11 protein-coding genes and 1 tRNA gene are annotated in these 11962 nt (G+C 55.6%); 2 read left to right on the top strand and 10 right to left on the bottom strand.

All coding sequences use genetic code 11. From position 1 onward, the window contains the following. Positions 1-92: 92 nt before the first annotated feature. On the top strand, positions 93-341 hold the full coding sequence (locus tag C814_RS06540) for a hypothetical protein (protein ID WP_016314833.1): 249 nt from the start codon (positions 93-95) through the stop codon (positions 339-341). 79 nt (positions 342-420) lie between these two features. On the opposite strand, the gene C814_RS06535 is transcribed toward C814_RS06540, so the two are convergent. From C814_RS06535 to C814_RS06520, 4 genes are read right to left on the bottom strand one after another with little or no spacing between them, the layout of a single operon-like run. Continuing rightward, positions 421-1635, bottom strand: coding sequence for an ABC transporter substrate-binding protein (locus tag C814_RS06535; protein ID WP_016314832.1), 1215 nt, complete (start codon positions 1633-1635; stop codon positions 421-423). After that, positions 1632-2447 (bottom strand): ABC transporter permease, encoded by an 816-nt coding sequence (locus C814_RS06530; protein WP_016314831.1) that lies wholly within the window; start codon positions 2445-2447, stop codon positions 1632-1634. Before C814_RS06530 ends, C814_RS06535 begins: the two co-directional genes overlap by 4 nt. After that, a complete protein-coding gene (locus tag C814_RS06525) occupies positions 2444-3259 on the bottom strand; it encodes an ABC transporter permease (protein WP_242828983.1) in 816 nt (271 codons plus the stop codon). Before C814_RS06525 ends, C814_RS06530 begins: the two co-directional genes overlap by 4 nt. Beyond that, the gene (locus C814_RS06520) at positions 3256-4305 is read right to left on the bottom strand and encodes an ABC transporter ATP-binding protein (RefSeq protein ID WP_016314829.1); all 1050 of its coding nucleotides are present in this window, start codon (positions 4303-4305) and stop codon (positions 3256-3258) included. The genes C814_RS06525 and C814_RS06520 overlap by 4 nt, the downstream gene beginning before the upstream one ends. A gap of 488 nt (positions 4306-4793) precedes the next feature. On the opposite strand from C814_RS06520, the gene C814_RS06515 reads away from it, so the two are divergent. Next, positions 4794-4870: transfer RNA gene (locus C814_RS06515), tRNA-Pro, on the top strand. On the opposite strand, the gene C814_RS24445 is transcribed toward C814_RS06515, so the two are convergent. From C814_RS24445 to C814_RS06485, 6 genes are all read right to left on the bottom strand, one after another. Beyond that, positions 4849-5145 (bottom strand): DUF4368 domain-containing protein, encoded by a 297-nt coding sequence (locus C814_RS24445; protein ID WP_242828982.1) that lies wholly within the window; start codon positions 5143-5145, stop codon positions 4849-4851. The genes C814_RS06515 and C814_RS24445 overlap by 22 nt on opposite strands. A 59-nt stretch (positions 5146-5204) precedes the next feature. Then, positions 5205-6233, bottom strand: coding sequence for a galactose ABC transporter substrate-binding protein (locus C814_RS06505; RefSeq protein ID WP_031219379.1), 1029 nt, complete (start codon positions 6231-6233; stop codon positions 5205-5207). A 22-nt stretch (positions 6234-6255) separates the two neighbouring features. Next, entirely contained in the window at positions 6256-7137 is an 882-nt protein-coding gene (locus C814_RS06500) for a substrate-binding domain-containing protein (RefSeq protein ID WP_016314826.1), read from the bottom strand. Continuing rightward, positions 7134-8951 (bottom strand): cache domain-containing sensor histidine kinase, encoded by a 1818-nt coding sequence (locus C814_RS06495; protein ID WP_016314825.1) that lies wholly within the window; start codon positions 8949-8951, stop codon positions 7134-7136. Before C814_RS06495 ends, C814_RS06500 begins: the two co-directional genes overlap by 4 nt. A gap of 195 nt (positions 8952-9146) precedes the next feature. Further along, the gene (locus C814_RS06490) at positions 9147-10733 is read right to left on the bottom strand and encodes a response regulator transcription factor (protein WP_016314824.1); all 1587 of its coding nucleotides are present in this window, start codon (positions 10731-10733) and stop codon (positions 9147-9149) included. Positions 10734-10907: 174 nt separating this feature from the next. Beyond that, on the bottom strand, positions 10908-11957 hold the full coding sequence (locus C814_RS06485) for a galactose/methyl galactoside ABC transporter permease MglC (RefSeq protein WP_016314823.1): 1050 nt from the start codon (positions 11955-11957) through the stop codon (positions 10908-10910). Positions 11958-11962 lie beyond the last annotated feature (5 nt).

Here is an 11962-nt window from a genome sequence, read left to right as displayed (position 1 = left end):
CTCTATTCGCCTGCCGGTAAATTGCGGGCTGTAACCCAATCCGGGCCTCTGACATAGTATAAGTTGAAATCACAATTAGGAGGTCATTCTTCATGGGATGCAATAACAATTTCGGCGGCAACTACTTCTGGATCATTATCCTCATCATCATTATCTTCGGCTGGGGCGGCAGCGGCAGTGGGTTCGGTCTTGCGAACAATGGCTGCTGCAACAACGGTTGTGGCTGCAATGGCTGCTGCAACAACGAAGGCAATGGCTGCTGCAACAATGGATGTGGCTGCTGCAACAACGGCTGTGCGACCCCTTACACAAACAACTGCGGTTGTGGCTGCGGCTGCTAACCGTCGGAATCCTGACAAAGGGCTGGATGCAGATGCGTCCAGCCCTTTTTTTGCGCCTGTGAGGGGCGCTGTTGTTTTGTTATTTTCCATACCTCTTTTTACGGTAGGAACGGGAGATATTCAGTCCCACCGAAACCGCAATGCAGATCAGCATGAATGCCGGGATCAGCCAGCGGCTGTATTCCTCGTCCGCCGAGAGCAGCTCGGTCCACGCCTGATCGACCGCGAGGTTCATCTCGGACGGGAGATCCACCCACAGCTCGGTCTTTGAGATCACCTCTTCCGATGGATAGGCAACCGGGTTTCCTGTCACCTCCTCCGGGAGGATCGCCAGCGCGGCGGTGTTGGGGGAGCTGTAACCGATATACTCGGCATTCGCCGCCCCCACTTCGGCTTCAAGCATAAAGTTGATGAACATTTCCGCGCACTCCTTTTCCCGGGAGCCTTTGGGAATGACAAGCGCATCCACAAACCGGTTGGTCCCCTCCTCCGGGACGAAATATCCAAGGTCCTCGTTGTCCGCCATCATCGTAATGGCATCCCCCGCATAATAGGGCGCAATCGCCGCTTCTCCGCCGATCATCTTGTCGAAAATCTCGTCCATCACATATGCCTGTACCAGCATTTTCTGTTCCTTGAGCAGCTCGAGCGCCTCAGAAAGATGCTGGGTGTTCTGAGGATTCATCGGGTAGCCGAGCCGTTTGAGCGCGATTCCGAAGTCGTCCCGCGGATTGGAAAACATCAGGATGTCGCCGAGATATTTCTGGTTCCAGAGCAGGTCCCATCCACCGATGTCCTCCTCGTCCACCACCGTCTTGTTATAGATCACGCCAATCGTTCCCCATGTATAGGGCACAGAATATTCGTTGGACGGGTCGTACACCAGGTTTCGGAAATCGCTGCTGATGTTTTCAAAGTTGGGAATATTGTCAAAATCGAGCTTTTCGAGCATCCCTTCCCGGATCATCCGGGCGATCATGTAATCGCTCGGCACAATGACGTCATAGCTTGCGCCGCCGTTGCGCAGGCGCGCATAGACCTCCTCGTTGGTGGAAAAGGTCGTATAGTTGACCTTGATGCCGGTCAGCTGCTCAAACTCGGAGATCACGGCCAGGCTGTCGTCCGACCCGTCAGAGATATACTCCCCCCAGTTATGGACATTGATCGACTTTCCCTGTCCCTGAAACCGGGTGTAGTAACCCGTATCCCCGACCTGTACCTCCGCCGAAACCGGCAGAGCGGCACCCGTCAGCAACAGCACCGCGGTGCAGAAAAGGCAGATCATCTTTTTCATATCCCCATCCCCCTTCTGCCCCGCTGGTTTTCACGCTCAATGCGGGTGTCATGGAGGTTGACCAGCAGAAGAACAGTGAGCACCACCATAAAGATGATGGCGGAAAGCGCGTTGATTTCGGGGCTGACCTTGCGGCGGGTCATCGCAAAGATGGTGATTGGAAGGGTCTGGGAGGTCGCGCCCGCCACGAAATAGCTGATGATAAAATCGTCGAGCGAGTAGGTGAACGCCATCAGAAATCCGGACAGGATGCCGGGCAGGATTTCGGGGATCACCACCTTGAAAAATGCCTGTGACGGGCTGCACCCGAGGTCCTGCGCCGCCTCGTAGACATACATGTCCATCTGCCGCAGCTTAGGCATGACATTCAGGATCACATACGGGATGTTAAAGGTCACATGCGCGAGGATCAGCGTCACAAACCCGAACTCGATCTGGAGGCCGATCGACTTCACCCAGACGAAAAGCAGCATCAGCGAAACGCCGATGATGATTTCCGGGTTGATGACCGGCATATAGGTGATATTCATAATCAGGCTGCGCTGCCACCGCTTCATATTGACGATGCCGATGGCGGCAAGGGTGCCGATCACTGTCGCAATGATCGAGGAGATCACCGCGATAATCAGCGTGTTAATCAGCGAATTGATAATGACTTCATTCGTGAACAGCCTGCGGTACCAGTTCCATGTAAAACCGGTCCATGCGCCGCGCGATTTGGACTGGTTGAACGAAAAGACGATCAAAACCGCAATCGGGGCATAGAGAAACGCCATTGTGACCCATACATAGGATTTGGAAAGCCATTTCATTTCAGCATCTCCCCCTTCTCTTCATCGCCAAACTGGTTGGTGATGCTCATACAGAGCAGGATCATCACCATCAGCACAAGGGAGATCGCTGCACCCAGGTTGGGGTTATAGGCATTGCCCAGAAATTGCAGGTCAATCAGGTCCCCAATCAGAAGGTTCCCGCCGCCGCCCAGCATCCGGGAGATGATAAAGGTGGAGACCGACGGCACAAACACCTGGATAATCCCGGTTGATATCCCGGGCAAGGTGAGGGGCAGCAGCACCCTGATAAGCACCTGGACCCCGTTGCAGCCGAGATCCTGTGCCGCCTCAATCAATGCATTGGGAATCTTGGTCATTACCGAGTAGAGCGGCAGGATCATGAACGGGAGATAGTTGTATACCATGCCGAGTACAACCGCGCCCTGCGTGTTGATCATCTCGAGCGGGCCAATTCCGAACTGTGCAAGGAACCGGTTGATCAGGCCGTTCTTTTCCAGAATGGTCATCCATGCGTAGGTGCGGAGCAGAAAGTTCATCCACATCGGCAGCATGACCAGCATTACCATCGTGCGCTGCCCGGAACCGCTTTTGCGGGAGATGATAAAAGCCAGAGGATAGGCGATCAACAGGCAGAGAACCGTAGCAATAAACGCCAGCCAGACCGACCGCACCAAAACCGGGGTGTATTCCCCCACCTGAGAGATATAGTCGATGGTAAAAGCCCCATCGGGGGTAGTAACCGCATAGTAGGCGACCAGAAGAAGCGGAACCAGAATGAAAATAACCATCCAGAGCAGGTATGGGATGGCGGTAGCTCTTGTTTTCATCATTCCACCTCCATCTTCCGCATGATATGGATGTCGAACGGTGCAACCTCCATTCCAATAAACGCGCCGGGCTGCTCACTTCTGGTTGAATGGATCATCCATTTATAACCATGCGCGTCCACAATCATCTCGTAGTGTACCCCTTTGAAGATCACCGATTCTACCATGCCGCTCAAGGGGGCATTCTCCGGGTCAATCACCTTGATGTCCTCCGGGCGGATCACAACATCCACCCGCTCGAGTTTGCCGAACCCCTTGTCCACACAGTCGAACTTCCTGCCCGCAAACTCCACCAGGCAGTCCTCAAACATCACTCCGTCCAGAATATTGCTCTCTCCGATAAAATCAGCGACAAACGCATTCTTCGGTTCATTATAAATATCCTGCGGACTTCCCACCTGCTGGATGTCCCCATCATTCATAACAACGACGGTATCCGACATGGTGAGCGCTTCCTCCTGGTCATGGGTCACATAAATGAAGGTGATTTCAAGCGTCTGCTGTATCCGTTTCAGCTCAATCTGCATCTCCTTGCGCAGCTTGAGGTCCAACGCCCCCAACGGTTCATCCAGCAGCAGCACCCGCGGATGGTTGACCAGCGCACGTGCAATCGCGATCCTCTGCTGCTGTCCGCCCGAAAGCTGGTGAATGTTGCGGCGGTCATACCCCGCAAGGTTTACCAGCTCCAGCATCTCCTGTACACGGGCTTTCCGTTCATTTTCCGGTACCTTGCGCAGCTTCAGCCCAAACTCAACATTTTCAAATACATTCAGATGCGGAAACAGCGCATAGCGTTGGAACACTGTATTGACATTCCGTTTATGCGGCGGCAGGTCGTTGATCCGAAGTCCGTCAAAAAAAACGTCACCCGACTTGGGATGGACAAATCCACCGATCGTCCGGAGGGTTGTGGTCTTTCCACAGCCGGACGGGCCAAGCAGGGTAACGAACTCCTTGTCACGGATGTCGAGATCCAATCCGACGAGAATGGGTTCCCCATCAAAATCGACCGAAATGTCTCTCAGGCTTACAATATTGCTTTCTTTCATTTATGCATCCCCCTTTGCGGAATTTAGGCCGTCTTTACGACCCCCGATGATTTCTTACCACTTACCCGCAAAAGGTTTTAGACCGCCCTTCAGATTTGACGGTCCTAATCGCAGCGAAACCGTTGACACCAGTCTCGCCCGTTATTAGGTGGTAAATTGTCATCGATTTTGAATTGCAGATGCAAAAACTGCATACACAATATAGCAATTACTGCCTATATTGTCAAGTATTTTTCTCGATTTTCCTTCTTTTTTTCTACAAATATTCTCTTTTTTAGATTTTTATTTAGAATATCTCTCTTATTCTTAAATAAACGTTGAAATTCTCATTTTTTCTTTGATTTTTAATTTCATTTTTTTAGAATAAACAATATAGATAAATATATACATATTATTCGCCTTTTATTTGTATAGTTTGTTCCCCATACTTCCTCTTGATTTTTTTAAATAATTATGGTAATATAAGAAAGCTGTATCACAGCTTTTCTCCGGATATGGCGCAGTTTGGTAGCGCGCTACCTTGGGGTGGTAGAGGCCGTGGGTTCAAGTCCCGCTATTCGGACCATGCGGAGTGTCCTTATAGGATTTGAGTATCCTTGTGGGACACTCCGCATTATTTTTGCTCAAAATCCTATATGGCAATCCGCTCCGGGAGTAGCTGACGGCTACTCCTTTTCTCGTTCCCATGGTGATCTCCGCAAACGGGATTTTCCGGCGGTCAAGGACGGAGAAAGTGCCGATGCAGTTATAATAGATGGTGATGTGCTGGGTGGTAACGCCGTTCTGCTTTTCAGCGTGGTACACACCGATATGGCCAATCGGCTCCGCTACCATGCGCATCCACGGTCAGATATATTTTGGCGTTAAGCCCCCTTGCATAAAGAATTACGAAACAGATCCTAAGGGAGGAACTCGTCCAGGTTTTCGGGGGTCACCACGGCGTATTCTGTCCGGATATATTTCCCATTTTTCAGCCCTTCTATCCCGTTGAGTCCTTCCCCGGCGGAGAGTGCGCAGGCGAGATCGAGCATCGCGGACGCCTGCGCCGATGCATTGTTGCGCACCGTCCCCTTGAGGGTCCCCTCTGCGATCGCTTCCAAAGCGGGCGGCGTCGCATCCACCCCCACGACAAACGGGAGCTGATCCTCCGACATTCCCGCCTCAAAACAGGCGTCAATCGCGCCGAGCGCCATGTCGTCGTTGTTGGCAAACACCACTTCGACCTGCTGCCCGATCTGTTTGAGCCACTGGGCCATCCGGGTATGCGCCTGCCCGCGCTGCCAGTTTGCGGAATCGTTCGCGAGCTTCTCGACCGGCACCCATGCTTTGGTCAGCGCTTTGATACTGTTTTCGGTGCGCAGCAGCGTGTCCTGATGCCCTGGCTCCCCTTCCAGCATCACATATTGGAGAAGGCCGTCCCCGTTGCGGTCGATCAAGCCGCGGTCAGCCTTCCACACATCCCGCACGATTCCGCCCTGAAGCAGCCCCGACTGCTCCGCATCCGACCCGACATAAAACACCTTATCCCACCGCATCAGGTCTTCTTCCACCGGCTCCCGGTTGAAAAAGATCAGCGGCACGTTGGATGCACGCGCCTTATCGATCAGCACTGCGGCCGCGGTACGGTCCACGATGTTGACGCAGACCACATCATAGCCCTGCTTCAGAAAACGCTCAATCTGTTCATTCTGCGCCGCCTGGCTGCCCCGCCCATCCGCAATATTCAGGTTGAGCTTTCGGTCCGCTGTTTCCCGCTCTTTCGCCTGCTGTTCGAGATTCTGAACAATGGTTGAAAGGAAGGTGTCATCCTGCTGGTAGAGCGCCACGCCGATCCGTACCGTTTCCGGTTCTTCCTCCGCGCATCCGGCCAGACAGCAAAAACCGATTGCTGCCAGCAAGGCCGCCCTTCTCAAAAATGAATGGTTCATTGCTGTCACCTCTACATGGCTCCTACCGCGTGACCGGGAAGAGCAGCTTTTCATGGTTGGAATCATACATATTCTCCTGTCGGGAAATCAGAAAGGGCAGCGGCTCCACCGCCTGCTGCGGCGCATCCCGCGCCGCCTGTGCCGCTGCTTCGACCGCCAGATACCCGGCCGCGAACTCATTCTGGGAGGCGATCGCCATGATCTCCCCGCGTTCGAGACCTGAGACCACCACATTGGTGCCGCCCATCCCATAGAGCAGCGGCGGCTTTTCAAACTCCCGCGCCAGCCGCGCCGCAGATTCGAGCGTTTCCGAATCAAAGGCAACCACTGCATCGGGCGGGTCGGTGCGGTACCTCTCTGACAGAAACTCGCCCAAGTCGTGTGCGTCCGGGATACCGAGCGCTTCCGCCCGCCTCCCGTTTTCCTCCAGGATGCGTGCGGCCTGTGACAGGCGCTGTGCCATACCTGAACTGCCTGGAACGCTGTCGAGCAGCAGGACCGTCCCGCCGAGCGGCACCCCGTTGATCGCGGCACGCCCCAGCGCTTCCCCCAGTGCGGCGTTGTCCGCCGAAATACAGGCAACCGCCCCGCTGGCAGACATATCCGATTTGATCCCGTCGGCGCCGCCTTCCACCTCACGCGCAAGCAGGCTGCTCTGTTCGCCCGCATGGTTGGGGCGGTCGAGCGCCAGAAAACGCAGCTCCGCGCCCAGATCGACCGCCGCCTGTTCCATACCCTGCCGCGCCGGCCAGCTGGCACTGTCGGCCCCCCGAAGGATGACGGAAAGAGACAAAAGCTCCTGTTTCCGGTGCAGGCCGGGCGGATCGAATGCAACCATTGAGAGCAGCACCCCCATCCCGAACAGGGAGAGCACTCCCATCTGAAAGATATGTCTGCGTTTCATCTGGCTTCCCCTTTCCCCGTTCCTGCATCGGGCGTTTTGAGCGCCGGAACCCGGATACGGACAACAGTCCCGTTGTCCGGCTCGCTCTGGATGGTCACACCGTACGGCTCCCCGAAGGTCAGCCGGATGCGCTGGTGGACATTTCGCAGGCCGATTCCCGAACCTTTGGACCCCGGCGGGCTGTACTCCTGGTCCAGCAGACGGTCAGCCAGTTCCTTTGGCATACCCGGCCCGTTATCCGCCACCTCGATCACCAGGTCGCCGTTTTCCAGAAAGGCATGGATCAGGATTTCGCCTTCCCCGTCCGCATAGGCCATCCCGTGGTAGATCGCGTTTTCCAGAATCGGCTGGACCACCAGTTTGATCGTATAAAGCGCCGGTACGCCGTCCTCAGCCGAAATCCGGGCGGTGAACCGGTTTTTGTACCGCATCTGCTGGATGGTGAGGTAATGCCGGGCATGCTCCAGCTCATCCGCAACCGGGATAATCATTTTTCCCTTGCTTAACGAAATCCGGAACAGCCGCGCGAGGGAGGTCACCATCCGGACCGACTCGTCAGTCCGCCCGTTTTCAGTCATCCAGATCACCGAATCCAGCGTATTATAGAGGAAATGCGGGTTGATCTGGGAATGGAGCACATCCAGTTCGCTCCGGCGTTTCTGCTGCTCCTGTTCAATGATGTCGTCCATCAGATGGTGCATGGTCGAGACCAATGAATCGATCGAGCGGCCAAGGTGCTCGATCTCATACGGGCCGCTGACATTGAAATCCACTTCGGTGCTTCCGGCTTCCAGCTCCTTGACCGACCGGTCGAGCGCCTTGATGGGCACCGAAATGCCCTCGGACAGACGCAGGTTGATAAACGCAAGCAGAAAGACCGAGAAAAGCACCACAAACAGCGCAAAGAGGAACAGCTGGTCATAGTCGTCCAGCATCCCGTCGAGCGGTACCACACCGACCAATTTCCAGCCGGTATACCCCACCGTCCGGACGATCACCTGCCGCTGCCTGCCCTGGAACAGTTCTTCGTGGCTGCCATCCGGATACTGTGCAGCATGGAGATTGTTTTCCTCCAGCAGGTCCGAATAGATCAGCTGCTGACGCGGATGGTAGATGATCTCGCCGTTTCCGTCGATCAGGTAGAGGTACCCTCCCGAGGGAGAAAGCTCCACATCCTTACAGATCTGCTCGATCCCGCCAAAGTTCATATCCACCAGCAGCACCCCGCTCTCGGTCCGGCCGCCGCGGGTCAGTTCGACCTGCCGGCTGAGCGACACCACCCACCGGTAGCGATAATCCGGGTCTTCAAACAGGTTCTGAACATGCGGGGTGGAAAAATGCAGGTTCTCGATCTTTCCCTGCGCGGAGAGGAACCACTCCTGCCACTGCGGGGAAATGCTGTTTTTCAGGGTGGAAAGAGGGGCAACCGAAACCAGCTCCCCCTTTTGAGAAAAAACCGCAATCGACACCAACATGTCCCGGTTCCCCTCGTAGAGCAGGTTCAGCTCGGTATCAATCGTGTCGGTCTCCAGGTCTATCCGCTTGATGACCCGGTAATAGGCCGTATCCGACATCCGCATCATGCTGCGCAGGTAGGAATCGAGGTGCAGGTTGACCTGCGCCATCACCCGCTCGCTGCTCTCGGCGAGCTGATGGTTGGTCGAAACCGAAAACCGCAGGAACAGCGACAGGCCAAGAAAGATCATGCCAGTCACCGCGACCGCTGTAAACGAGAGGGAAAGGATCATCTGGATGCTCGATCTGCGGTAAAAGCTCCGCCACCGCTCCACCATCCGGCCGATCAGCCTGCGCATTTTCTCTTCCCCCTTTTCCGGCATATCATGAAAACGCTGAAAAAGAACCCTCCTGACCCTTTTCCAGCCTGCGGCGATCCTGCCATAGAAAGCCGCCTGCAGCAGCTCCCCTCCCGCATCGGGCACACGCTGTGTGATGGCGTGCAAAAGCCCGCCACTGAAAACAGGTACCTGTTTTCCAGTATGCTGACCATATCACCCGCCGCGGAATCTGGTCGGAGACAGGCCAAAATGTTTTTTAAAGACATAGCTGAAATAGTTCGGGTCCAGATACCCTGTCTTTTCCGCGATCAGATAGGTTTTGTCCTCGCTGTTGCGCAGCAGGTCGGCCGCGTGTTCCATCCGCACCTGTGTCACATAGGCGGTAAAGCTCATGTCGGTTTCCCGCTTGAACAGGGTCGAAAAGTAGGCGGGGCTCAGGTGCAGATAGGCGCAGAGGGTTTCGACCGAAAGGTCGGTTTCCGCATAGTGGCCTTCGATAAACGCCTTGGCTTTCTCGACCGTACGGCCTGTGGAATCGGTCCTGCGCCGGCCGAGCAGCTCATGGATGCGCAGGCACCGGTCAACGCACCAGTTTTCCAGCTCCTCAATCGAATCAAAATCGGTGATCTGTACCGCGCCGGTAAACCCCTCGCCAAAAACCGACTCCATCTCCAGCCCCGCTCCACGGGTCAGGCGCAGCAGGCTGGTGAAGAGCTCGAGAAAAAACAGGTGGCACTGCGGGAGCGCCAGCCCGGCCTCGCGGATTTTGCCCGCCAGACGGCTCACCACCGCGCGTACCTCCTCCGGTGTGCCGAGTTTGACCGCCCCGACCAGCTCCCGCTCGTCGTTCTCGTCAAAGGTGGACGCTGTCCCGCTGTCCGGTTCCAGGTCCCCGATGTAAATCGCGCGCCCGGCGCCCACCAGCACCCGGTAGTCGAGCGCACTGCGTGCGCCCGCAGCCGCGAGCGGGATTTCCCCGATTGCGGTGCAGGGCAGGCCGACCCCCACCGTCAGGGTAAGGTTCAGATAACTTTTTGCCAGCTTGCAGACCCGGTTGACCTCCTCGGTCAGACGGTACATCTGCGGGCTGTGGTCGAACCCCGCCAGCAGCGCGACCGAATCCCCATAGAGGAACGCCCGGCAGGTACAGCCCTGCTGCGCATACAGGTTGTCCTCAAGGAATGCCCGCACCGAGAGGGCAAGCAGTTCCCCGCGCTCGTCCGGGCTGTCAAACTGCGCCATACCAACCGTCCACGCACAGCCGCTGAGGTCGATGTCGTAGCGCGCCGCGCGGGCTGCTGCCTGTTCTGCGCGGATGCGCCCGTCCAGCAGCTGGGTATAGAACAATTCACGCAGGATCGGGAGCGATTCCTCGTACTGCCTCCGGAGGGTTTCCAGGTTCTGGACCTCTGCGCGATGCGCGTCGAGCTGCTTTTTCAGCCTGTCCAGTACCTCCGAAAGCTCCTGTGCGCTGATCGGCTTGAGAATGTATTCAAAGACGTTCATCTGGATCGCCTGTTTTGCATATTCAAAGTCGTCAAAGCCGGAAAACAGCACAAATCTGGCTGCCGGAAGGCTCCGGGTCAGGATGCGGCAGAGTTCCAGTCCATCCATAAACGGCATCCGGATGTCGGTCAGAACAACATCCGGGCGGAGCTGTTCCGCCAGTTCAAGGGCTTCCTGTCCGTTTTCTGCCTCCCCGACCAGCGAGAAGCCAAGCGATTCCCAGTCCATCTTGCGGCTGATGCCGACCCGGATGTCCTCTTCGTCATCCACCAGAAGTACGCGGTAGGGCTGCATACCTGTCCCCCTTTTTCATTCTTTGAAATACTTCGATTATACTACAAATCCGCTTTAGATGCCATACCCCAAGAGCCTGCTTCGCGTTTAAAAGTTTTACGCAATGTAAATTTCGCGAAACGGCAAAAGCCCGCTGCTGGAAACCAGCAGCGGGCTTTTGAAGAACAGGGAATTTTATTTTTTGACCAGATATTTCCGCATGTCAAGTGCACAGGCGAAGAGGATAATGCCGCCCTTGATGAGGTACTGCAGATCCTGGTTAATACCGATCATGTTCAGGCCGATGAAAATCAGTCTGAGCAGCAGGACGCCGATCACGATGCCGCGGATCTTACCGATACCGCCGACGAACGAGACGCCGCCGATGACGCAGGCCGCGATCGCATCCAGCTCATAGTTGAAGCCGGTGTTCGCGGTATTGGACGCGACACGTGCGCCCTCGATAAAGCCGGTGATACTGTACATCGCACCTGCCAGCGCAAAGACCATGATGGTGGTCATGATGACATTGACACCCGAAACGCGGGCCGCTTCCTCGTTCGCACCGAGCGCAAACATGTTTTTACCAAAGGTGGTCTTGTTCCAGATGAACCACATCAGCGCGGTGAGGAAAACTGCGATCCAGATATAGTTGGGAATCGGGGTTCCCGCAATCGAGAAGAGCGAGCCGGTGATAAAGGTCTTATAGGAATCGTCCAGACCCGAAATCGCCATACCATTGTTGTTGCCCATCTTGACATAGAGCAGCAGCAGGGTATATACGATCAGCTGGGTGCCGAGGGTCACGATGAACGGGTGGAGCTTAAACTTTGCAACAAAGAAACCGTTGAACGCGCCAAACGCCGCGCCAATCAGAATCGCGATCAGGATGACCACTGGAATCGGCAGGGTACCGATGTTGGGCCACATCTTGTTCGCACCGCCCACTGCCTGAAGCAGGGAAGCCGAGACACAGGCGGTCAGGCCAACGATACGGCCCGCTGAAAGGTCGGTACCGGTGAGCACGATACAACCTGCAACGCCCAGCGCCACCGGCAGATAAGCCGCAGTCTGCGCGATGATGTTGATGAGCGAAGCCGGTTTGATGAAGTTCGGGTTGCGGATCGCGATATAAATAATCGCAATAAACATCAGGATAAACAGGGCATTGTTCAACAGCAGGTTGCCGACCCGTTTGGCATCCCACGGCTGTTTTGCGATCGCTTTTCCGGGATTGTTACTCATGGTGC

It is taken from the genome of Anaerotruncus sp. G3(2012) (genome assembly GCF_000403395.2).
Classification (GTDB): Bacteria; Bacillota; Clostridia; order Oscillospirales; family Ruminococcaceae; genus Anaerotruncus.
This window is presented reverse-complemented; position numbering and strand designations above follow the sequence as displayed.

Excerpts from the sequence above, each read along its gene's own strand:
- C814_RS06540 (WP_016314833.1), top strand. The coding sequence starts at position 93 with ATGGGATGCAATAACAATTTCGGCGGCAACTACTTCTGGATCATTATC.
- C814_RS06535 (WP_016314832.1), bottom strand. The coding sequence starts at position 1,635 with ATGAAAAAGATGATCTGCCTTTTCTGCACCGCGGTGCTGTTGCTGACG.
- C814_RS06530 (WP_016314831.1), bottom strand. The coding sequence starts at position 2,447 with ATGAAATGGCTTTCCAAATCCTATGTATGGGTCACAATGGCGTTTCTC.
- C814_RS06525 (WP_242828983.1), bottom strand. The coding sequence starts at position 3,259 with ATGATGAAAACAAGAGCTACCGCCATCCCATACCTGCTCTGGATGGTT.
- C814_RS06520 (WP_016314829.1), bottom strand. The coding sequence starts at position 4,305 with ATGAAAGAAAGCAATATTGTAAGCCTGAGAGACATTTCGGTCGATTTT.
- C814_RS24445 (WP_242828982.1), bottom strand. The coding sequence starts at position 5,145 with ATGCGCATGGTAGCGGAGCCGATTGGCCATATCGGTGTGTACCACGCT.
- C814_RS06505 (WP_031219379.1), bottom strand. The coding sequence starts at position 6,233 with ATGAACCATTCATTTTTGAGAAGGGCGGCCTTGCTGGCAGCAATCGGT.
- C814_RS06500 (WP_016314826.1), bottom strand. The coding sequence starts at position 7,137 with ATGAAACGCAGACATATCTTTCAGATGGGAGTGCTCTCCCTGTTCGGG.
- C814_RS06495 (WP_016314825.1), bottom strand. The coding sequence starts at position 8,951 with ATGCGCAGGCTGATCGGCCGGATGGTGGAGCGGTGGCGGAGCTTTTAC.
- C814_RS06490 (WP_016314824.1), bottom strand. The coding sequence starts at position 10,733 with ATGCAGCCCTACCGCGTACTTCTGGTGGATGACGAAGAGGACATCCGG.
- C814_RS06485 (WP_016314823.1), bottom strand. The coding sequence starts at position 11,957 with ATGAGTAACAATCCCGGAAAAGCGATCGCAAAACAGCCGTGGGATGCC.